This is a genomic window from Ruania zhangjianzhongii (genome assembly GCF_008000995.1).
GTDB lineage: Bacteria > Actinomycetota > Actinomycetes > Actinomycetales > Beutenbergiaceae > Ruania > Ruania zhangjianzhongii.
In genome coordinates this window covers 1149612-1170615 of sequence record NZ_CP042828.1, presented here as the reverse complement: position 1 = coordinate 1170615, position 21004 = coordinate 1149612, and the positions used below count along the sequence as shown (strand labels likewise).

Annotated in this window: 20 protein-coding genes and 1 tRNA gene; 5 read left to right on the top strand and 16 right to left on the bottom strand. The window is 68.4% G+C overall.

Going from position 1 to position 21004, the window contains the following annotated elements:
* Positions 1-129: 129 nt before the first annotated feature.
* From FU260_RS05410 to FU260_RS05400, 3 genes are all read right to left on the bottom strand, one after another.
* Positions 130-1152: a LacI family DNA-binding transcriptional regulator gene (locus FU260_RS05410; protein ID WP_147916131.1), complete on the bottom strand. Its 1023-nt coding sequence runs from the start codon at positions 1150-1152 to the stop codon at positions 130-132.
* 184 nt (positions 1153-1336) lie between these two features.
* Positions 1337-3352, bottom strand: coding sequence for a S9 family peptidase (locus FU260_RS05405; protein ID WP_147916130.1), 2016 nt, complete (start codon positions 3350-3352; stop codon positions 1337-1339).
* A gap of 27 nt (positions 3353-3379) precedes the next feature.
* Positions 3380-3946 carry a hypothetical protein gene (locus FU260_RS05400; protein WP_147916129.1) on the bottom strand — a complete coding sequence of 189 codons (567 nt, stop codon included), beginning with the start codon at positions 3944-3946 and terminating at the stop codon, positions 3380-3382.
* A gap of 127 nt (positions 3947-4073) precedes the next feature.
* Between FU260_RS05400 and FU260_RS05395 the strand changes: the two genes are divergently transcribed.
* A complete protein-coding gene (locus tag FU260_RS05395; RefSeq protein ID WP_147916128.1) occupies positions 4074-4679 on the top strand; it encodes a TetR/AcrR family transcriptional regulator in 606 nt (201 codons plus the stop codon).
* Between the two features lie 23 nt (positions 4680-4702).
* Here the strand turns inward: FU260_RS05395 and FU260_RS05390 are convergent, their stop codons facing one another.
* Positions 4703-5551: an alpha/beta fold hydrolase gene (locus tag FU260_RS05390; RefSeq protein WP_147916127.1), complete on the bottom strand. Its 849-nt coding sequence runs from the start codon at positions 5549-5551 to the stop codon at positions 4703-4705.
* Positions 5552-5623: 72 nt separating this feature from the next.
* Here FU260_RS05390 and FU260_RS05385 point away from each other — a divergent pair, with 72 nt between their 5' ends.
* Complete coding sequence (locus FU260_RS05385) at positions 5624-6475, top strand: TIGR03619 family F420-dependent LLM class oxidoreductase (protein WP_210418205.1); 852 nt, start codon at positions 5624-5626, stop codon at positions 6473-6475.
* Positions 6476-6505: 30 nt separating this feature from the next.
* Here the strand turns inward: FU260_RS05385 and FU260_RS05380 are convergent, their stop codons facing one another.
* The 12 genes from FU260_RS05380 to FU260_RS05325 form a co-directional block, all read right to left on the bottom strand.
* A complete protein-coding gene (locus FU260_RS05380) occupies positions 6506-7207 on the bottom strand; it encodes a GOLPH3/VPS74 family protein (protein ID WP_147916126.1) in 702 nt (233 codons plus the stop codon).
* Entirely contained in the window at positions 7204-7722 is a 519-nt protein-coding gene (locus FU260_RS05375; protein ID WP_235912433.1) for a small multidrug efflux protein, read from the bottom strand. The genes FU260_RS05380 and FU260_RS05375 overlap by 4 nt, the downstream gene beginning before the upstream one ends.
* Before the next feature lie 105 nt (positions 7723-7827).
* Positions 7828-8580, bottom strand: coding sequence for a MerR family transcriptional regulator (locus FU260_RS05370; protein WP_147916125.1), 753 nt, complete (start codon positions 8578-8580; stop codon positions 7828-7830).
* A gap of 79 nt (positions 8581-8659) precedes the next feature.
* Positions 8660-9664 (bottom strand): quinone oxidoreductase family protein, encoded by a 1005-nt coding sequence (locus tag FU260_RS05365; protein WP_168211662.1) that lies wholly within the window; start codon positions 9662-9664, stop codon positions 8660-8662.
* 361 nt (positions 9665-10025) lie between these two features.
* Positions 10026-12314, bottom strand: a complete 2289-nt coding sequence (locus tag FU260_RS05360) for an AAA family ATPase (RefSeq protein WP_147916123.1) — start codon at positions 12312-12314, stop codon at positions 10026-10028.
* 419 nt (positions 12315-12733) lie between these two features.
* Positions 12734-13537, bottom strand: coding sequence for an AbiTii domain-containing protein (locus FU260_RS05355; protein WP_147916122.1), 804 nt, complete (start codon positions 13535-13537; stop codon positions 12734-12736).
* Positions 13538-13819: 282 nt separating this feature from the next.
* Positions 13820-14224 (bottom strand): hypothetical protein, encoded by a 405-nt coding sequence (locus FU260_RS05350; protein WP_147916121.1) that lies wholly within the window; start codon positions 14222-14224, stop codon positions 13820-13822.
* Positions 14224-14862: a nucleotidyltransferase family protein gene (locus FU260_RS05345; RefSeq protein ID WP_147916120.1), complete on the bottom strand. Its 639-nt coding sequence runs from the start codon at positions 14860-14862 to the stop codon at positions 14224-14226. The genes FU260_RS05350 and FU260_RS05345 overlap by 1 nt, the downstream gene beginning before the upstream one ends.
* Positions 14863-15211: 349 nt before the next feature.
* Complete coding sequence (locus FU260_RS24565; protein ID WP_210418204.1) at positions 15212-15385, bottom strand: ribbon-helix-helix domain-containing protein; 174 nt, start codon at positions 15383-15385, stop codon at positions 15212-15214.
* 94 nt (positions 15386-15479) lie between these two features.
* A complete protein-coding gene (locus FU260_RS05335; protein ID WP_147916119.1) occupies positions 15480-16451 on the bottom strand; it encodes a GlxA family transcriptional regulator in 972 nt (323 codons plus the stop codon).
* 594 nt (positions 16452-17045) lie between these two features.
* Positions 17046-17459 (bottom strand): GNAT family N-acetyltransferase, encoded by a 414-nt coding sequence (locus FU260_RS05330; protein WP_328593019.1) that lies wholly within the window; start codon positions 17457-17459, stop codon positions 17046-17048.
* 207 nt (positions 17460-17666) lie between these two features.
* Positions 17667-17742, bottom strand: a tRNA-Arg gene (locus tag FU260_RS05325).
* Positions 17743-17840: 98 nt separating this feature from the next.
* Between FU260_RS05325 and FU260_RS05320 the strand changes: the two genes are divergently transcribed.
* The 3 genes from FU260_RS05320 (at position 17841) to FU260_RS05310 (ending at position 20986) form a co-directional block, all read left to right on the top strand.
* Positions 17841-18293, top strand: coding sequence for an SRPBCC family protein (locus FU260_RS05320; protein WP_147916117.1), 453 nt, complete (start codon positions 17841-17843; stop codon positions 18291-18293).
* A 119-nt stretch (positions 18294-18412) separates the two neighbouring features.
* Entirely contained in the window at positions 18413-19621 is a 1209-nt protein-coding gene (rocD, locus tag FU260_RS05315; protein WP_147916116.1) for an ornithine--oxo-acid transaminase, read from the top strand.
* Between the two features lie 132 nt (positions 19622-19753).
* A complete protein-coding gene (locus FU260_RS05310; protein WP_147916115.1) occupies positions 19754-20986 on the top strand; it encodes an NAD(P)/FAD-dependent oxidoreductase in 1233 nt (410 codons plus the stop codon).
* The last annotated feature ends 18 nt before the right edge of the window (positions 20987-21004 follow it).

Here is a 21004-nt window from a genome sequence, read left to right as displayed (position 1 = left end):
AGTTCCTCCTTGAACGATGGCCGCCGAGGGCTTCGGGACCGCGAGAAGTGTTCGAGCTGTCGGGCGAGCGCCTGTCGAACCGGTTCGCTCGACGTGCTGGCACAAGTCCGAATCGATCGGACGTGGAAATCAGACCTCCGGTGGGGACGCGGTGCTACCGCGGTCGACCAGTTCGGGCGTGACGAACCGCACCACGTGCGAATCGTCGTGTCCCACCTCGCCCTCGATCCGGCGAACGAGTTCACGGACGGCCATCCGACCGAGTCGGTCGGGAGCGCTCTCGATCGAGGAGTACGGCAGGGAGAACGTGCGGGCGAACTCGTCGGAGTAACGCCCGATGACGGAGAGGTCCGCCGGTGCGCTGACACTGCGCTCATGCAGGACAGAAGGCAGTGCAGCCGCGGCGGCCTCGTTGTTGATCAGCAGCCCGGTCGCACCCGGGTGTGCATCGAGCAAGGCATTCAGGTCACGTCCGACCTCAGGCTGGCGCGACGGTGCGAACGCCGCGTGCAGGTGCACACCGGATCGCCGGGCTGCCGCGATGGCCGCGTTCTGCAGACGCCAGACATAGGCGCCACCGCGGTCGACGACGTGCTCCGGCTGGGAGACCAGGATCAGTTCCCGGTGACCGAGAGTGCGTAGATGCTCGACCATCAGCCGGCCGGCCTCTTCGAAGTCGAGGTCGAAGACGTCGACCCCGGAGCAGTCGGCCGGGAGCCCGACGAGCGCTCCCGGTTGTGCCGCGCTGCGGAGGATCGGCAAGCGGTCGTCATGTTCGGCGACGTTCAACAAGACGATGCCGTCGACCATGCGCGAATCGGTCATCCGCCGCAGTGCGTTGCGACCATCCTCCTCCGTGGCGAGGAGGATGTCGTAGCCGAGCTCGCGTGCCGTGTTCGAGACGCCCAGCATGTACTGGAGCATCGCGGGAGCGAACTCGTCAGCGAGGAACTGTGCCAGCAAGCCGATCACATGGGTCTGCGAGGTAGCCAGAGCACGCGCACCCGCGTTCGGCGTGTATCCGAGCTCGCGGACCGCGGCTTCCACCCGACTGCGCACCTCGGTCGAGACCGAACGCTTTCCCGACAACGCGTACGACGCCGTACTCCGCGAAACTCGTGCAGTCGAGGCGACATCACCGATGGTGACCATAGCGCCTCCTCACGTAGATCCTGCGAACCGGTTCGACTCTATCTGTCGAGGTACAGGCGGTGCAAGACTCAGATTGTGTTGATATACGGCCAGTGACGTCGGATGTCAGAGAACCGGTTCGCCATTGAATCGACTCCGCGTCCAGCTGAGCGCGAGCCTCACCGTCCCAGCGCAGCGATAGGTCCTACCAGCCCAGCACGTCCGGCACCGGCTCCCCGCCGCGCACGTGCTGGTCGCAGAACGCGAGCACGGTCTCGTTCCAGGTGCGGGCGTTGGCGGGGGTGAGCACCCAGTGGTTCTCGCTGGTCAGCTGCAGGAACCGGTGCGGCATCGTCTCCGGCTCCCCGTCCCAGCCGGAGACCAGGTCCCACCACATCCGCAGCGCCTCGCTGATCGGCACCCGGTAGTCCCGGTTGCCGTGGGTGATCAGCACCGGCGTCCGGATCTCACCAGCGGCGTGGTGCGGAGAGTACGCCCGGTACCAGTCCGCGTTCGTCTCCTCGTGGCCGTGCACTCGCATCTTGCCGGCGGCGGCGTCGGTGGTGCGGTGCTGCTGGTCCAGGGCCCACAGGCCGGCGTGGGTGACGATCGCGTCGAACCGGTCGGTGTGCCCGGCGATCCAGTTCGCCATGAAGCCGCCGAAGGAGGCACCGAGCATCGCGGTCCGCCGTTCGTCCAGCTCCGCGCGGGCGAGCACCTGGTCGAACAGCGTCTCGCACTCGCGGTAGACCACATCCGGGAGGCGCGGCCAGCCGCGGTTCAGCCCGGCGTGGCCGTAGCCGGTGGACATCGCCGGGTCCGGCAGCAGCACGGCGTAGCCGCGAGCGACAGCCAGCCAGGGGCACCAGCGCCAGCTCCAGGCGTTGTAGGAGCCGTGCGGGCCGCCGTGGATCCAGAGCATCACGGGTGCGGGATCGTCGGCGCTCGCACCGGCGGGCACGCACAGCCAGCCGCCCAGGGCCACGCCGTCCACCTCTGTACTCACCCACTCCAGCGAGCCCGGAAGGGTGTTGACCGCGCCCGGTGCCGCCAGCTCGGTCACGACGCTGCCCTCGAGGCGCACCGGCCGGGCCGGGGTGGCCATGTCGTTTCGCAGGGCGAGCACTGCGGAACCGGACGTGCTCAGAGACGAGTAGACGCCGCCGTCGGCAATCGTGCTGACCGCCCCGGTGGCCGGATCCACGGCGAGGATCGCACCGGAGGAGTGCAGGTCCCCGGTGACCAGGAGGGTGCCGGCCTCGGTCCAGACGTACTCGCTGGCGGTGAGATCGCCGACGTCCACGCTGACCTTCTCACCGCTGCCGACCGGATGGATCTCCAGGAAGGAGTACGTGGTGTCGGTGGGGGTGCCGATCGTGCTGCGGGTGACCGCAATCCGGTTGCCGTCCGGGGAGAACCTCGGACCGGAGTACTGGTTGGACTGGTCGGCGGTCAGGAACGGGGTCCGCTCCCCCGTCGCAGTGTCGATCAGCACCAGCGAGGTGCGGGTCTCGCCGCCGCGGATGCGCTCGATCCAGGTGGTCGCCACGGTCCGCCCGTCCGGGGAGAGGTCGGCGCTGGCATTGCGCAGCTCCACCGTGCCGACGGCGGAGGTCAGGTCTCGCAGGTTGCCGTCCGGGGCGATGAGCACCAGTCGGGTGCTGAGGTCGTCGACCTCGTGGTCCCAGAACCGCACCGGCATCCCCGTGTGCCAGATGGTGGTGCGGCCGGCGTCCTTGCGCGCCTTGCGGGCCTCGGCGTCCTCGTCGATGCTGGTGCCGGGCAGGATGGTGGTGGTGGCCAGGATGGTGCCGTCGTCGGCGACCGCGACCAGGTTCAGCCCGCCGGGGGCAGTGGCGACCACGCTGGCCTCCCCGGTGACCGGCAGCCGCCAGATCGCGGCAGTCTCGTCATCGTCCTCGCCCTGCGGGTCCGGTCGGGCCGAGGTGAACAGCAGGCTGCCGTCCGGGGCGAACAGCGGCGCGGACTCCCCCTTCGCGGAGAAGGTGAGCCGGCGCGCGGGCTGCTCGCCGGCCGGATCGAGCTCCCAGAGTGAGGAGAGAAGCTTCGACCCGTGCTCGTCGCACTCGGCGATCACGGCGACGGCTCGGCCCCGAGGTCCGGCCGCGAGGGCGGTCAGCCGCGGGATGCGGAGAAAGGCGTCGACGTCGGTGAAGTCGGCGAAACTGGCGGGCGCTGCGGGCGTGGTGGTTTCCGGCACGCCAGCACACTACCTGCGGCCACCGAGTCAGCCCAGAGGCGGCAGTACTGCTACTGGCCGGCTTCGAGCTGCCCGGAGCAGTGACCGAGTGCGGACGATCTCACCGATCAGCAGCGGCACCAGGAAGAACACAGCGAGCACGGCGGCGAACGCCACCCAGCCGAGCAGCGCGACCCCCGAATCCGCGATCGTCCCGGTTCGGCCGGCCACCCAGATCATCGCGGCAGCCAGGCTGGTCAGAGCGGACACGATCGCAGTACGGCGGTGCCGAGTCAGTGCCGCGAGGGCGAAGGTGGCCACCATCGGCGGCAAGAACATCCCGAGCTCATGGTCACGGAGGGCGAAGACGACGTACGAGCCGGTGGCGACGACCGCGACGGTGCGCGGGAAGCGGTCGATGAGCGCGAGGGCGCCACAGCCGAGTACCACGGCCGCGAAGGCGAGGGCATCGGCGGGGCGGGTCGGCCCCCAACCGGCGACCGGTGAGAACGGCTCGCCGTTGACGGTGCCGAGGGTCGCGCCCAACTCGATCACCAGGACCGCGAGCGCGACCGCCGGCCAGAGGAACCTGCGGCGCGTCACGTGCTCACCCATGCGCCGCCGTCCGTCGGGACGAGCCGGTCACAGGAAGCGTTCGGTAACGGGACGCTCACGCGCTCTGCAGTCAGCATGATCCTCCATCATGGGTGAGTGAGTGTTCACTCACCCCTACGATGGCAGTATGGTCACGCCTGCGTCAACCCCTGCCGACCACACGAGGACGCCGCCGGCGCGAGAGCGAATTCTCGACGCCGCGGCAGTGATCATGCGCCGTGACGGACTGGTGCACGCCACCACCAAGGAGATCGCCCGCGAGGCCGGATGTTCGGAGGCACTGCTGTACAAGCACTTCCCGGACAAGCACGACATTTTCGTGCAGGTCCTGACCGAGCGTTCGCCTCGTCTCGATCTGGCCGGCGGATCGCCCGGTTCCGGCGCTGTGGCCGGCAATCTCGAGCACCTGGTGGCGAACCTGCTGGCGTTCTACGCACAAGGCTTCACCATCGCCGTCTCGATCTTCAGCAGTGCGGAGCTGCTCACCGCGCACCGGGAGGTGATGGCGGCACGTGGCGTGGGACCGCACGGCCCCGCACAGATCGTGCACCGGTACCTCGATGAGGAGGTGGGCCTCGGCCGGCTGCCCGAGATCGACACCGACGCTGTCGCGCGTCTGCTCACGGGAGCTGCCCTGCACGAAGCGTTCCTGGCCACCTATGCGGGTGAAGCGATCGCCGAGCCCGCATCGCTCGCCCGTCGACTCGTCGCCGCCGTGGCACTGGAGGGCTGACCCGGCCGGAGCGCCCCGCACCCTCAGTCCGAAGCGATCCCGGCGAGCAGCTCGGCGGCGGGGCGGGGGTGGACCAGCCAGCGTAGGTGGCTCGAGGTGAGCGTGTGCACCTGGTACGGGTTGTCCGGGGTGAGCGCGTTACCTTCCCGGATCATCCGATCCTGCATCGCCGGTGGACAGCTGGTGTCTTCGCTGAGACGCACGTAGGTTTTCGGGATCGTGCCCCAGGTGTCGGCTTGGGCGCGGTCTGCGCTGCCGCCGACGTCGAGGTTCTCGTCCGGCTGGAAGGTGTTCATGAAGGCGAGGAACTCCTCGTCGGTGCCGTCGGCGAGGAAGGCGTGCTTGAAGCCAGCGAGCACGTCGGCGTCCGCGGTGCGGAAGTTGGACCGCAGCGCACCGAGCTCGGCCGGGTTGGCGATCATGGCGCCGGCGAGGGCGGCGGCGTCGGAGTCGGCCATCTCCGGCTCGTTGTAGTAGTCGCCGACGTCCAGCTCGACCGGCGCCCATGCGCAGATGTAGACGATCCGGTCGATCAGATCGGGCCGGGCGTTGGCGACGGCGGTGATCGTGATGCCGCCGCGGCTGTGGCCGACCAGGATCACCGGGCCATGCTCCTTGACGCGTTCGAGTACCTCGATCACGCGGGCGGCGTTGTCGGCGAGAGTGACGCCGGCGATGCTGCTCGGCACCGTGGCCAGCTTTTCGAGGTCCTGCGGGGCCTGGTAGTGCGCGGAGTACGTCGCCTCGAAGCCGTGGCCCGGCAGGTCGACGGCGAGGGAGCGGTGTCCCTGTAGGGCCAGTTCGGCCTGTAGGGGCGCGAAGGTGAACGAACTGCTGAAGGCACCGTGGACGAGCACGAAGGTGGGAGACATGCGGTGAGGGTAGCCGGGCGGCGTCGGCCGGCCGCATCCTTTTTCTCGGTGCCCGGGCGTCGTTCCGTGGGAATGTCCGTGGCCGATTGGTGGTTCGGCCCGGGTATGGAGCTCCAGGTGATCCTGCCCGATGAATCCCCGCAGATGCCGGCACGAACTCTGGTGGATCTGGCGCGGGCTGCAGAACAGTTGGGCTACGCGACGGCGTGGCTCCCGGAGCATATTCTGCCGCCGGCCGAGTACGGGCCGACCTTCGGGGGCGTCTACGAACCACTGGTGACGATCGGGCACCTGAGTGCGGTGACCGAGCACCTGCGCTTCGGCACGTCGGTGCTGGTGGCGCCGCTGCGGAACCCGTTCGTCCTGGCGAAGCAGGTGGTCACGCTGCACGAGCTCTCCGGCGGGCGGGTGATTCTCGGACTCGGCGTGGGCTGGAGCGCGCCGGAGTTCAAGGCTCTGGGCGCGGACATCTCTCGTCGCGGCGCGGTCACCGACGATGTCCTGGCGCTGCTGCGCCATCTGTTCGCTGGTGGCCAGGCCCCGTACCGCGGGCGGCGGTTCGGCTACGAGCAGGGGGTGTTCGCGCCGGTGCCGGCCGAGCAGCCGCCGATCATGATCGGTGGGAACAGCGACGCCGCACTGCGCCGGGCGGCGCGCTACGGGGACATCTGGCAGGGCCTGCCGGCCAGTCCGGAGCGGTTCGCCGAGCGGGCGACGGCGTTGGCCGAGCTGGCCTCGGAACGCACGATCACGCCGTCGTTGCGGATCGGGTGGGACAACGACGAGCCGGTCGAGCAGATCGCGGACTCCGTCCTCGCCTACCGCGAGGCGGGTGCGGCGCAAGTGGCGGTGCACTTTGGCGAGTACTCCGGGACGTTCGGCCGGATGGAGGCGCTGGCCGAGAAGCTGGCCGAGCGCGTCTGATGGGGGCGTCCGCAGGCATCCGCCGGGCTCTTACGTCCTCGGCTGTACTGCCGCAGCGATGATCACGTTGTTGACGATCACCGCGGTGACGGTACGAGCCACGGCCTCGGCGGCAGCCTCGGCTCCCCAGTTGCCTTGCTCAAGTTCCTTGGCCCTGGTGATGACAGCGGAGGTCCAGGGGATCTCCTTGTGGAACTGCGGAAGCGTCCCGCTGCCCGAGATCAGTGCGGCGAGGGCGGCGACCCGCGGGGTGGGCTCCGCACCGTCGACGAGCACCGCGCGCACGGCCGCGATGAGGCTCTCCCGTCGTTCACCGCCGCTGCCCTCGAGGACCTGCGTGTCGAACAGGCCGAGGGTTCTGTGGGTGCTGCGCTGAATGTCGCCGCGGTGGATGAGCCGGTCGAGCAGCGGTTCGCGCAGTCGTGGGCCGACCGCGGCGAGGATCGTCTGCACGCCGCGGGGCTTCTTGGCGACGTAGTCCCACACCGAGCGCAGGATGTCGTCGCCGGGCGGACGGCCTTCGATCGCCTCCACGAGTGTGCCGGCGAACCGGCGGCTGGTGGTTCGCACGTGCTCACCGAGCCCGAGGTCGGCCAGGGCCGCGCCGGCGAGGATGTAGAACAGCGTGTTCTCGCCAGCGATGGTCCCTGCGCCCTGGGACCCGGAGTTCGGCTGGAAGAGCAGGAGCAGGAGGTCCTCGGCGAGGCTGGGTTGTGCGGGGCGCCCTGTCACATCAGCACCGTGTTCAGCCCGACCCAGATAAGGGTCGTCGTCAGGGCGGTCCAGGCCACGATCGCCACGGCTTGCCACAGTAAGACCCAGCGGCGCGGCGCCCCCGAGGCGACGAACAGGGCGGCGGTGAAGTGCGACGGGATCGCGACCGGCGCCAGAAGGCTCGCTCCCGGAACGCCGAAGCGGACTAGCCACCTCTGGACGCGCTGTCTTCCCTTCGACTCGGGTTTGGGCTCCTCGAGGGTCTGCACTCCTCCCGAGCGGCTGGCCACAACTGCCGTACGGGCTCGCGAGCTGAGGTACACCACGGCGCTGACGGCGATGAGGTTCCCGGCGGCTGCGGCGGCCCCGGCGACGAAGGGATTGATACCGCCCAGCACCCCGATGACGCCGCCGGCGTCACCCTCGATGAAGGGGATCATGCCGCCGAGCAGGACGATGAACGGCTGGAGGAACTCTGGCACCTGGGCCATCAGTTCCTGGAAGTTCTGGATGAGGTCCGCGATGGGATTCACGGGAAAGACTCCTTGTTCTGCAGCGAAATCCGAGTCCTTCTGGGCTCGGACCGCCAGTAGAGTCTGTGTTCTTAGAACAGGGTCAAGCCCGGTGTGACAGGACTCTCATTCCGGGGTCTCGGCAATCCCCTGCTCGGCACTGACCTGCTCCCTCGCGAGGATTCCTGCTCGTGCCATGACGTCCCGCTGAGCGGGGTTGTAGAGCTCGACGATCGCTTCGATGAAGGTCTGCTGCGTCACGCGCGCACTCTTCGACAGGTGGCCGACCGGGTCAGTCAGCCACGGGTAGGCCCGCATGTTCTGCGCGAGGCTCGTCGCGAGCTCCTCCGCCAGGCGCTGCCGCGTCTCTTCATCGGCGTCCTCCGACAACGCGTCGAGTTCCTTGCTGACTTCGTCGGAGTCGGCCTCGACCATGCGCCGCATGTCCGCCATCGCGTCTTCGTCATAGAGCTTTCGGTAGATGTGCAGGATCGAGCTATCAGCCTCCGACAGACGGTTCGCGACGGCCTCGAAGCCCGGCGGGACATCCGCCGGTGCCTGGTCGCGCAGGATGGCCGCGATGTCCGCCCGCGCCTGACGGAGCTTCTCGACGTTCGCGGCGAGTTCCGCGTCGACCGCCTGCAGCGCCTCCGGGGTGGCATCGCCGGCGGCCTCAACCTCCGCGATCTGCGAGAGCGGGACGCCGAGCTCGGCGAGCCGCCGGATTCGGAGCAGCCGCACGAGATCGGGCACCGAGTACTGCTTGTAGCCGTTGTAGCGGCGCTCGGGCTCCTTCATCAGACCGAGCCGGTGATAGTGCCGCACCGTGTTCACGGTCGTCCCCGCCAGTTCGGCAAGTTCGCGCGTGCTCCACGCCATCGTGTGCTCCCTGGTGCGATATCCCGTTGTCTGCACGAATCTTAACACTGCAGTGCCTCGCCGTACCGGGGCGGGAAGTTCAGCCCAGGTTGCGGCCGGCCGCGGGCATGGTGACCACGACGTTGCCCACCTTCCGGCCCGCGTCGACATAGGTGTACGCCTCTCGCAGCTCGTCGAAGTCGAAGGTGCGGTCCACCACTGGACGGTAGGCGCCGCGGTCCATCAGCTGGCCCAGGTGCCGTGCCAGGGCAGCGTTGCCTTGAGGCAACGGGAACAGCACCTGGCGGCGGCCCAGCGCCCGGGCCATCGGTCCCGCTGTGGCGAGCAGGATGTTCTGACCGCCACGCCCCAGGTCGGAGGAGCTGTAGCTGCCTCCGGGTCGGAGTAGCGGGCGAGCAGCAGCGAACGAAAAGTGCCCGGTAGCGTCGAAGACGGCATCGAACCCGCTCCCGAACGAGGTCCGCCCGGCTGCATCGCGCAGCTGGACGACGTGTGCGGCGCCAAGCTCGGTCAGCAGGTCCGGCCGGCCCGGGGGAAGCCGGTCGCATACCGCAGTGACCTGCACTCCCTCGGCGTGAAGCAGCTGGACGAGTGCGGTACCAATGGCCCCGGTGGCACCGTGGACCAGAGCCCGATCACCCGGGCCGATGTTCGTCACCCGGAGACAGGCATGTGCGTAGTGCGCGCCCTCCATACCTGGCGCGGCGTCAGCCAGCTCCCAGTTCCCGGGCACCGGGGCGACCAACCCGTTCACGGGAACAGTGACCAGTTCGGCATGGGCGCCGGGACGGCCGTCGACGAACCCGAACACACGGTCGCCCACGGCGAAGGCCTCGACGCCCTCCCCGAGGCCGACCACCACGCCGGCGTACTCCGACCCCAACACCTGGACTCGGGGACGCGGCCACCCACAGACCACCCGGTTGATCCACGGGCGCCCGGACCGGTACGCACAGTCGGTGCGGTTCACAGTGGTGGCGGCCACGCGCACCAAGATCTCGCCTCGGCTGGGAACTGGCTCGGGGACATTGCCGAAGCTAATGGCCTCGGGGCCGCCGTATCGCACCCGCAACGCTGCACGCACATGCAGATCATAGCCGCGCGGTGGGCGGGCGGGGTGCCCAGGGCAGCCCCCACGGGCGCCGGTGCGCCTTCGAGCACGCTGATCGGGTCGCGTGATAGTTCGACGCACGCGGGACCCAGACCAGCTGCATTCCGCCCACAAAGACGCACGTGCAGCCCCACCGCGTCTCCGGACACGCCGGGACGGGTCAGCTCGACGGAGCGAATAGAGATCGAGATCGGTCTCTGATCTCCCTGGTCACTTCCGCCTCCCCATCTAGAACGACGAACCTGTCAACCGTGTCGTTGCCGTCCAGACACCGGCGGAATAGCAATGGATCGAACTCGGCGACCGGCCAGAAGTTCAGCGGCATGAGACGGCGCTAGCCAAGCGTCGTCGGGTCAACTCCGGTCGCCTTACACATGCGTTGGAAGTGTTCGGCATCGACCGCTCGTAGGAACTCCATGCAGCGTCGGATCTGGCCGTGAACTGCGCGGGCATCAAGGACATCCACGGTCTCGCTTCCCTCACCATGGGAGTAGCGGTTACAGAAGTCGTAGACGTCGCGGAAGGGCTCGCCATCCTGCTCCTTCACCATTACCTCCAGTGCTGGCAAGAAGTCCGTTAGGTGCGGTGCCTTATAGCTAGCGAACACCTCCAGAACTCGTCGTGTTGCGTTCGGTAGCAGGAAGAGGCGCTCGTGGTCCTCAGAGTCGGACACGCCGGACATCACCATGGCGAAGAGGTAGGCGTACTCCGAGGTGCTGTTGAGCAGCAGCCGCGGGAGCTTCCCCACCTTGGCTCGACGCTCGCTGTTCGCTGATGCTGCGTACATCTCCAAGAACGACACCTTGGGGAAGCGGACCTCGTCGGCATCACCCTGGGTGATCCGCTTCATGGACTTGCCCCAGGCGTTGTTCTGTGACTTGATGAACAGCCGGAGCAGGCTGAAATCGTGCGTCAGCACGATGTACTGCCCGAATCCGTTGAGCGTGTCGATGAGCCATTGGTGTGTGGCGAATAGGGCCTCCCGGTCGAGGGAACTCGACGGGTCATCGATGACCACGATCCGCTGAGACGGGTCACAGCCAGGCTGCTGCTCATCTTCCAGATTCCGTAGGAAATAGAGCAGCGAGAGAGTGGTTCGCTCTCCCTCGCTGAGGTCGGTACCGGGCTTGTCTCCGCGTCGACAGGCGTACGACTTGCCGTCGTCGGTGACCGCCACGCTGAGGTGGTCCTTGCCGTAGACACGGGCGAGATCGCGGGTGAGCGTGTCGGCCATGTCCTTGGTGGTGAACTGCGCCTGGCGAACCTTGTCCAGACTGCGTTCGGCCAGAACCGCCGCCTTTTTACTCGTCGTGCTTTTGTCAGTGAGGTCCTTGGCCTGCTGCTCAAGCGTTCGGATGGCCTGGCTCTGGGACCCGATGAGGTGGTCGAGGACGGCCTGCTTTCGCTCAGCCGTCACCTCTTCGTGGCGACGCGCCTGGTCATTGTGTTCGCTGACCGCCTGAGCAAGCACCGTGGCGGTCAACGCCGTGGAGAGTACCGACCAATGCGGTGCCCCCGGAGCGTCGCTGGGATCGGTGGCTTTGGCGTCGAGCGCAAACTCCACGGCTTCAAGCGTGGTTACGCGCGTGTCGATCTCGTCCTTGGCCTGCTTGAGGGCCTGCTCGTACACCGGCTGAAGTTCGCCAGCGAGACTCGTGGTCGCCGGCAATGAGGCGAGCCAGCCTCCGAGCGTCTGCTTCTCGCGCGTCACGGCGCCGAGCAGATCCTTGGCCTTACCGCGGATCTGGAGCCAACTCTCATCGAAGTGCCGTGCCAGTTGCGCCCGCCGTTCCTTCGTGATCTCGCCGTCGCAGAAGCGGCAGCGGTCGACTCCTTCGTGCAGCGCGAGTCCATGCTCGACCCATGCCTGAGCTGTCGGGTTGCCGTCGAGCGTCGCGATCGCCACCCGTGTCGGCGTCTCTGCGAGAAGCTCCGACAAGCCAGCGAGCCTCGCGGCAATGCCACTGGGAGGCGGAGGGACGTCATCGGCCAGTGCGGGCGCACCTTCGCCGAGTCGCTTCAAGGCCTCGGCGTGGGCGTCGCTGTCGGGGAACTCGCCCTGATACGACCGGAGATCCTCCTGGACCTTAGGCACGCTGTAGCGGTTCCTCGTGAAGTGGTTGTAGTCGAACGCCCTGAGTTGGGAAACGATCTGGTCTTGCACGCTGCGCACCAACGCCTCCACCTTGGCGGTGGCCGTGCTGCGTTGCTTCTCGGCCTCGCCCGCCTGCTCGTGGAGCGTCTCGATTTCACCAACCAGACGCTCCTCCTCCTCCTTGGCATCGATCGCCTCGCGACCCAGCGTCACGATCGCCGAAGCGTTGGCGCCGTCGAGGAACGCCGACAGGTTCTCTCCGACCCACTTGCGGGTGAAGACCGCCATGGCCGGAGACGGACTCGAAGCACCCGTCGTGACATTGGTGCGCTGCTTGTGGTCGTCTTCCCACACGACGCCGGTCGCCGAGGATCCCTCGGCGAGGCTCAGGAGTAGCTCCGACAAGGTGGACTTGCCGCTGCCATTGTGGCCGTAGACGACCGTCTTGCAGCCAGCTGGGAGATCTTCGGGCCAGAAACCGCTATCCAGTGACCGCCAAGGGGCCTTGACATCGAGTCTGCGCAGCATGGTTAGAACCTAGTTGCCATCGCCGACACTGCGCGGCGTTACTTGGAATATCGGGACTGCTGCATCGATTGGTGACGACAGATCCTGGCCTTCGGTGGCCTGTGACACTGCTGGCGCGTAGCCGCGTGCGACGTGAACTTTCCGCTCAGAGCTTGGCTTCGACGACCATCCGCTCATGCCGCACTCCGCCACGTCGAGATTTGTGCCGTCAGTACCCGGGCATCAGGATGTCTGCACAGGGTGGCTGGCACCGAGCATGCAGAGCGACAGGCCGGAGCGCTCAGCCGGTGAAGCCGCCGAACACGGACTTGATTAGCGCAACAAGACCGTCATACGCCCCGTTAGTCGTTAGGCCACCCGCGAGAACGTATGCGCCGCCCTTCACCTTCTCCAGAAACCCTCGAGTCTTCTCGGCCGGCTCACCGCCGTCGCTCTGCAGCGCAGCCTGGAGGTCGTTGCGTCCTTGCTGGTCGAGCAGTTCCTCGACAGCCTTCAGCAGGCCCTCTAGGTCGGCGCCGACTGTCTGGACCGCGGCACCTCCGGCGCCAGATGCGATGGCCGCATTTCCCCCGGAGCACGATGGTCGCGCTTGGTGCAAACAACGTCGTCATGTGCTGGGTGACCACCTCCGCCAGCGTTGGCTCGTCGTTGATCGTGGGGCCGCCGGCGTCACCGGCGTCCACCGCGACCTGCTCGAGGTCAAGCGCCAGGTCGAGGGCGTTGGACTTCACCCGGTCCAGAATGCCGAGTAGGTAGGTGTGTGGCACCAGGACGCGGGCCCGGTTCAGCACCATCATCTGAATGTGCGGGATGCTGCCGGTCTCGATGTGCTGTCGGTACAGATCGACCCACGTCGGGGGCAGATCACTTCCGACCTCACGGTCACTCGCCGCGAGCGCCGCGAGCTCGGCAACTGGCTGCCGCATCGGCCGCTCTCGCAGCGCGGCTCCGAGGCCCTCAGGAAGGTCGTTGCCGGCGACTCGCATGGTGTCCGAGGTGCGCATCATTCCGTCGAAGTGGAGCTCGATGGGCAACTGCTCCGCGGTCCGGTACGGCGGCGCTGGCCGGTCGTCCGGGTAACCGTCGAGCTCTGCGCGGAGCCAGGCCGTAAGGTCGTCGGCGCGAAGCCTGCGAGACACCACGTAGAGCCCGCGCAGCGCGTCAGGGAGTTCGACGCCGGGCGTTGATAGTCCTTCGATGGCCCGAGCAAGGTAGTTGGACACGCGCACATTCTCTCCCACCGCGCCGACACCGGATCGTCGACGCAACTTGGCCCCGTGCCCGTCAGCCGCCGAGAAGACGCTGACCGAAATCCGTCGCCGTCCAGTTCGGCCCAGATGCGGCTAGATGTCGCGCTTGAGCTAATCGTGAACACGCGGCAATGCCAGGATCAGCAACATCGAGGGTATGCGTCATTTCGCCGCAAAGCGACTGCTTGACCTAGCCGCGAGTCGGCCCTTGCGAGGGCCCGCGATCCGTCGTCGCGCACGCAGTCGCGAGCTGGTTCATCGCGCCTCAGCTTCGGCCAGTAGTGCGGTGGCTTGGCGCACCATGCTTGTGGCCTTGTCGACAGTGATGAGGTTCGGGGAGTAATGCGCCGCGTCCTTGTCCGCGAGCAAGCGCCTGAGTTTGGCTGGCAGTGTGGTCTCACGCAACGCAACTTCCCCCAGCAGATCCGCTGCCTGGTTGTGGTCCTGGCCGCGGCTCCATTTGCCGAGGCTGAGCCCGCAGATGGCATCGGTGGCCGCAATGCCGGCCAGGACGGCAAGCGCGGCCGCGACGTGAGCCTCGCGGCGGTCTTCGGTCAGGACCAGTTCGGCAACCTCGAGAAACGCTCGCGCTTGGTCGCGGCGCGCACGGCACTCCGCGGCCGTGCACGTGACGATGCGACCGGAGTGACGAGGGTTCATCACAGTCTCCGGAGCAGATCTCGAAGGTTCTCGCCGTGGACGTGAATGATCTCGGCACGCCACGAGCCGACCAGGGGGTCCCTCTGGCGAGCCATCAGGCCTAATGTGGCGGGGGCGAGATCGAAGATCTGTGCGGCATTGCCCGTCCAGGCTCGGACCCGGCGGTCAAGGCGGTCGAGTTGTTCGAGCCAAGCGTCCTCGTCAAGCTCGGCCGGCGGCTCTGGGCGCACGAGTAGAACGTCGATATCGCTGCCGTTATCAGCGTCCCCCCTCGCGAAGGACCCGAACAGGCCGGCGTGACTCGGCGCGACCTCCCAGCCCGCCACCTCCGTCTGGATGTTGCCCACGATCTCGTCCCTGACCCGGGTCAGCGCCTCAATGTGACGCACGGCCACGTGGTCGCGGTTCAGTCGATACACCGGGTAACGGGCAGGCGTCTCGACGAGCACCACCCCCTGCCTCACCAGGCGGGCCAACACTTTGCGGACTCCCTCATCGCTGCCGCGGCCGAGGCGACGATGAACCTCAGCCGCTGTACATCCTGTGGTTGTGGCCGCCAGCACCTGCAGCACCCCGGCATCGAGGGTAGGCGTGATGGCCGCAAGCGGGAAGGAGAGGTCCACATCGTTATCATCCAACTATTATTGGTATGAGTCAACTATAGTTGGCTTCGCCTGGACACGACGACGAGAACCGCAGCGCAATTCCCTGCTTCGACCACCATGGCCCCGCTTGACTCCGGATGGTCGCGCCTTACCGCGGCGAGGCGGCGGGATGCGGCGGCGCTAGGCACCCGCAGGACGAGAGGCTGCCGTCCGTCAGCACCACGGGCAGGCGATCCCTCGAATCATTCGTCCGGTCTGTCGGGCCTGTCGGGTCCGAGACGCTGGCTGGGTTCCATGGCGTCGTGCAGGACGCGCACAATGAGGACTACACCCTAGTTGAAGGTGTAGAACACGACATGCCGCGGGGCGGCGCACCATAGGTCTATGGGCGTGGTGGCGGCTCTGCCGCAGGCGCCAACGACGCACACCCTCGCCCGCCTCGGGGGCACTCCCGCAAGACCGCACTGGGGTTCTGGTAGCGCCCCGAGGCCACCAGGGCCTCGATGAATTCCTGCTGATGATCGGTGAGGACGGCGTTGCGGGTCGGCAGGCTCACCACCTCCACCGACAATTTGTGCCATCGGGCCTGTGGACTGCCATGCCGCACGCGCCGATGGGTAAGGCGGCGCTACCAACCTGACTCTGCGGCGTCACCCGGCAGGGACGCCGAGCCCGGCAGCGAACCGCGAGCGGTAACGCCCCGGGGAGATGCCGACCTCCTGGGTGAAGGCGGTTCGGAACGTGACCGGCGATCCGAAGCCCACCTCGGACGAGATTCGGTCGACGGTCAGGGTGGTGGCCTCGAGGAGCTCCTTGGCCACCGCGATCCGTTCGCTGGCGACCCAGCGCATCGGTGTGGTGCCGACGTCCAGCTCGAACCGGCGAGCGAGGGTGCGCGGCGAAAGGTGCGCTGCCCGCCCCAGCTCGGCCAACGTCACCGGGAGGCGCAGGTTCTCCAGCAGCCAGCCGCGGAGGTCGTCCAACCAGGTGGCACTCTCCTCCAGCGGTTCCGCGCGGACGTACTGCGCCTGATCACCGTCGCGGTGGGAGGCGATCACGAGGTAACGCGCGGTGGCATTCGCGGCGCGCACCCCGTGGTCGCGCCGGATCAGGTGCAGGCAGAGGTCGAGGCCCGCGGCTGAGCCGGCGCTGGTGAAGACGCCATCGTCCTCCACGTAGATCGCGCGCGCGTCCACGTCGATCTCGGGATACATCCGCTGCAGCAGCGGGGCGTGCCGCCAGTGGGTGGCGGCCCGGCGGCCATCGAGCAGGCCGGCCTCGGCGAGGGCGAACGCGCCGCTGCACAGGGCCACTATGCGGGCGCCACGGTTGGCCGCGCGCCGCAGCTCACGGACCAGCCCGGAGCCGACGGACCGCCCTGGTGGCACTGCGGGCACGAGCACTGTGTCGCTCTCCGCTATCGCGCTGAGCGGCCGCTCCGGGCTCAGCCGGACCCCCGTGTGCGTGCGCACCCCGCGCAAGTCCCCGCACAGCACCACGTCATAGAGCGGACCATGCTCGGGGTCCCAGTCATAGCCCAAGGCCTCCAGCGGCATGCCGATCTCGAAGAGGGTCATCCCGTCAATGACCGGGATCGCGATCGTCGGGCGCCGGTGAACCATAGTGGCAAAATTCTAACAGTTTGTGTCATTCTTGCCACTCCCGTAGCGCGGCGTTGGTTGCGAGGCTCGAGACATGCACATCGACGACTTCCTCGCTCAGCAGATGCTCAAGACCAGCGACCCGGCGTCCCTGCACCCTGTGGACGCCACCCAACCCCACCGACGCCGGCGCCGCACCGTGTGGAGCCGCATCCGTCAGGTCGCTCGGCGAGTGAGCGCCTTCTCCGTTGCCCCGGGGCACGGTGTCCGCAGCCGACCCCGACGGCTGCCCGATCGCTCGCGACCTTGAGAGGTCAGTCCACGCGCGGCGGGATGACCGGTACATGCGCCACACCCGGGGCCGCCGTCGCAGGCCATATTCCACACCGTGCTGGCGGTAGCGGTCCGAGTAGGGACAAGTCGCTGGACCGTCCGACGAAGGACACGTTCTGGCACGCACCGAAGCCTGCCCGGCGCTTGGTCCGGAGAGGGGAAGGAAGGTGGTGACCGCCCGAATGATGCGGCGGTCAGGAAGAAGAGCCCTACAGGAACGGCGATTCGTCGCAGGTCGGTGACCGTGGCGGGCACAGATGCGCCGCGCGCATGTGGTGTTGTTCAGAACCCGTCGAACGGTGCGGCGTAGTGGAAGCGCCCGCTCTGGCCGTCGTACCGGGTAAGGGTGCGGACCTGGAAATAGTCGCCCCATGAGGGATCCGGTGCGGTTATCCCGGTCGTCTGTGCTGGTACGAAGCCGAACCGGCGGTAGTAGGCCGGGTCGCCGAGCAGCCCCACCAAGGGCTCGTCCAAGGCATCGGCCGCACCAAGAACAGCCTGCATCAGGGCAGCGCCGATTCCAGATCTCTGCCGGTGCGGGAGAACACTCAGCGGCCCGAGGCCCAGGGCAGGCCGGTCCTCGACGCGGGCGCGCGAAGCGACCACATGACCAACCACCAGCCCGTCCTCGGCGGCCACGAAGGACAGCTCGGGGATCCGCCCGACGTCGGCTCGCAGCCACGACAGCAGCGTCACTTCGCCAGGGTCGCCGCCTGGTTCCACCGGTGGAGCGCTGTAAGCGGCACTTCGGAATGCGGCACCCGTGACTGACCGGATCGCCTCAACGTCCTCGGAGTGCTCGCGTCGGATCAACACCGTGGAACTGTCCCGCGTCGCTCTGCCTGTCGTCAACAGAGTTTTGCTGAGGTCCAGGCTTCGAGTCGACGACAGTGGCGCACACCGTGGCGCCCCCGGCCAGATTCGAACTGGCGACCTACCGCTTAGGAGGCGGTTGCTCTATCCCCTGAGCTACGGGGGCCCGGGGTGCAGCCTATCGTTGCTGACCCCCGCCGTCGGAATCGGGTACCGACCGTCCGGGCACTCGCCCCCGCCGCCCCAGTGTGGGACGCTGCGCTGGTGACCAGCAGCTGGGCGTCCCGAGTGATCGACTCCGACGCCGAGCAGGTCTTCGCGGCGATCACCGCCCTGGAGTTCCACCGCGACCTCATCCCGTTCACCCAGGTGGACGCGCCCCCTCCTCCGGTACGCCGCGGGGACCGGATCGTGGCCACCTCCCTCGGTCTGCTCCGGGACACCATGCTGGTGACGTTCGCCCGGCCACCCGGCAACAACCAGCGAGGCGTCGTGACCTTCGCCAAGGCTGGGCCGATCCTGCTCGGCCAGGCGCGGATCGCCGTCACGCCGCTCGGCGCGAGCACCTGCCGGGTGGACTGGACCGAGGACGTGCACCTCGCTCCCCCGCTGCGCTGGGCCGACCCACTCGTGGACCGGGTGCTCGCCGCCATGACCCGGCGCGCGCTGCGCCTGTTCGACCTGCACCTGCGCACTGATCCACCCTCACCAAGGTGACCTCATGGTTGCGATCGGATCCAGCGAAATCGCAACCATCAGCCCACCCTCGTGTTCTGGGTGCAGACTGGCGCGGTCCGGGTGCGGATTGCCAGCAGAGCGCGTCTCACGATGTGAGAATGGACGGCATCGACCCGACCCAGGAGGTGCCCGTGACCGTGCCCGTGACCGCTCTCGCCGCCAACTACGCCCCCTTGCCTATCGAGATCACCGCCGCCGAGGGCTGCTGGGTCACCGATACCGCCGGCCGGCGTTACCTGGACTGCCTGGCTGGCTACTCCGCGCTGAACTTCGGCCACCGGCACCCGGACCTCATCGCCGCCGCCCACCGCCAGCTGGACCGGCTCACGCTCACCTCCCGCGCCCTCCAGCACGACCTCCTCGAGCCGTTCGCCGAGGCGATCACCGTGCTCACCCACACCGAGATGTTCCTGCCGATGAACACTGGCGCCGAAGCCGTGGAGACGGCGATCAAGGCGGCCCGCAAGTGGGGCTACGAGGTCAAGGGTGTGCCCGCCGACCAGGCCACCATCGTGGTCGCTGCCGGCGCCTTCCACGGCCGCACCACCACGATCGTCTCGATGTCCACCGACCCGGAGGCCCGCACCGGCTTCGGCCCCTACGCTCCCGGCTTCCGGGTGGTGCCCTACGACGATGCCGCGGCGGTCGCCGAGGCGATCGACGACACCACCGTCGCCGTACTGGTCGAACCCGTTCAGGGCGAGTCCGGGGTGATCATCCCCTCCACGGGGTACCTGCCCGAGCTGCGCCGGCTGTGCACGCAGGCCGGTGCCCTGCTGCTGCTCGACGAGATCCAGTCCGGGCTCGGCCGCACCGGCGCCACCCTCGCCCAGGACCTGGCCGGCGTCGAGGCCGATCTGACCATGCTCGGCAAGGCCCTCGGCGGCGGCATCCTGCCCTCCTCCGGGGTGATCGGCCGCGCGGACGTGCTCGGCGTGCTCACCCCCGGCACCCACGGGTCCACGTTCGGTGGGAACCCGATGGCCTGCGCGGTGGGCCTGGCGGTCACCGAGCTGCTGGCCACCGGTGAGTACCAGGAGCGGGCCCGCACCCTGCACCCGATCCTGGCCGGACGTGCCGGCGAGCTGGCCGAGGCGGGCCTGGTCGGCGAGGTGCGTTGCCTGGGGCTCTGGCTGGGCGTGGACGTGGCCCACCGCTCCGGCCGTGAGGTGAGCGAGCGGATGGCCACCCACGGCGTGATCGCCAAGGAGACGCACGGGAACACGATCCGGCTCGCGCCACCGCTGACCATCACCGAGGCGGAGCTGCACCAGGTGATGGACGCCCTCGCCCAGGCGGTGCGCTAGGCCGCCGACGGCGGAGCTCGCCGGGGCGAGCAGAGCTCCCGCGCCGTAGGGGTGTCACAGATCCGGGTGCACCGGTGTCTTCATGGGTAACCGAACAACCTGGGTCACCGAACCACTGCGGAGGAGCACCCGATGCGAGACCAACGCCCCGAGACCACACAGACCCAGGCGAGCCACGCCGTCGTGATCGGTGGCGGCTACGCCGGCGTGGTTGCCGCCAATCACCTCACCCGGCGCGAGGACCTCACCGTCACGCTGATCAACCCGCGGCCCACATTCGTCGAGCGGATCCGGCTGCACCAGCGGGTCGGCGGCTCCCACGAAGCGGCGACCGACTTCGCGCAGGTGCTGGCACCGACCGTCCGCCTCACCGTCGACACGGTGAGGCGGATCGATGCCCCCTCCCGCACGCTCGAACTCGCCTCCGGCCAGGCAGTGCACTACGACTACCTGGTCTACACGGTCGGCAGCCACGACGCGCCGCCGGTCGTGCCGGGCACCACCGAGCACGCCCACCCACTGAGCACCCTCGAGCAGGCCGACGCCCTCCGCCGGCGGCTCGCCACCGCGGGACCGTCGGCGCCAGTCACCGTCGTCGGCGGCGGGGCGACCGGGATCGAGACCGCCGCCGAGCTCGCCGAGCTCGGCCACCCAGTCACGCTGGTCTGCGGCGAGCAGCTCGGACCCTACCTGCACCCGCGAGCGCGGCGCGAGGTCGCGAAGCAGCTGGCCCGGCTCGGCGTCACCGTCCTGGCGGGCGTGGGCGCACGGGTGACGGAGGTAGGCCCCGGTGCCGTACACCTCGCCGACGGTCGCACGCTGCCGAGCGCCGTCACCGTCTGGACCGCCGGGTTCGGTGTGCCGGACCTCGCGTCCCGCAGCGGGCTCACCACCGACGCCCTCGGCCGCCTCGTCACCGACGAGACGCTGACCAGTATCGACGACGAGCGCATCTTCGCCGGTGGGGACGCGGCCGCTCCGTCCGACGTGCCCTACCGGATGTGCTGCGCCGCCGCGCAGCCGCTCGGCGCGCATGCTGCCGCGACGGTGCTCCGGCGCATCGCGGGGCGGGACCCGGCGCCGTTCTCGGTGCCGATTCCGGGACAGTGCCTGAGTCTGGGCCGGAAGGCAGGCGTACTCCAGTTCGCCCGGCGCGACGACTCCGCGATCGGCGTCTTCGTCGGCGGCCGGATCGGCGCCGGTGTCAAGGAAGCCGTCTGCGCGGGCACCGTCAAGGGGCTGCACACGATGTCGCGCCGCCCCCACCTCATCTCCAGCCTCACCATGGTCCAGGACCCTCGGCGTGCGCAGCTGCTCAGCACAGCAAAAACCTCTGTCGAGAGCCGCCAGTCGCTGGCAGAGTAGGTCCCCCACCCGAGAGGT

What these genes read in the sequence shown, in the direction of transcription:
- FU260_RS05370 (WP_147916125.1), bottom strand. Translation starts at nt 8,580, where the DNA reads ATGGCGTGGAGCACGCGCGAACTTGCCGAACTGGCGGGGACGACCGTG.
- FU260_RS05360 (WP_147916123.1), bottom strand. Translation starts at nt 12,314, where the DNA reads ATGCTGCGCAGACTCGATGTCAAGGCCCCTTGGCGGTCACTGGATAGC.
- FU260_RS05400 (WP_147916129.1), bottom strand. Translation starts at nt 3,946, where the DNA reads ATGGGTGAGCACGTGACGCGCCGCAGGTTCCTCTGGCCGGCGGTCGCG.
- FU260_RS05395 (WP_147916128.1), top strand. Translation starts at nt 4,074, where the DNA reads ATGGTCACGCCTGCGTCAACCCCTGCCGACCACACGAGGACGCCGCCG.
- FU260_RS05350 (WP_147916121.1), bottom strand. Translation starts at nt 14,224, where the DNA reads ATGAACCCTCGTCACTCCGGTCGCATCGTCACGTGCACGGCCGCGGAG.
- FU260_RS05335 (WP_147916119.1), bottom strand. Translation starts at nt 16,451, where the DNA reads ATGGTTCACCGGCGCCCGACGATCGCGATCCCGGTCATTGACGGGATG.
- FU260_RS05410 (WP_147916131.1), bottom strand. Translation starts at nt 1,152, where the DNA reads ATGGTCACCATCGGTGATGTCGCCTCGACTGCACGAGTTTCGCGGAGT.
- FU260_RS05310 (WP_147916115.1), top strand. Translation starts at nt 19,754, where the DNA reads ATGCGAGACCAACGCCCCGAGACCACACAGACCCAGGCGAGCCACGCC.
- FU260_RS05390 (WP_147916127.1), bottom strand. Translation starts at nt 5,551, where the DNA reads ATGTCTCCCACCTTCGTGCTCGTCCACGGTGCCTTCAGCAGTTCGTTC.
- FU260_RS05385 (WP_210418205.1), top strand. Translation starts at nt 5,624, where the DNA reads ATGTCCGTGGCCGATTGGTGGTTCGGCCCGGGTATGGAGCTCCAGGTG.
- rocD (WP_147916116.1), top strand. Translation starts at nt 18,413, where the DNA reads ATGGACGGCATCGACCCGACCCAGGAGGTGCCCGTGACCGTGCCCGTG.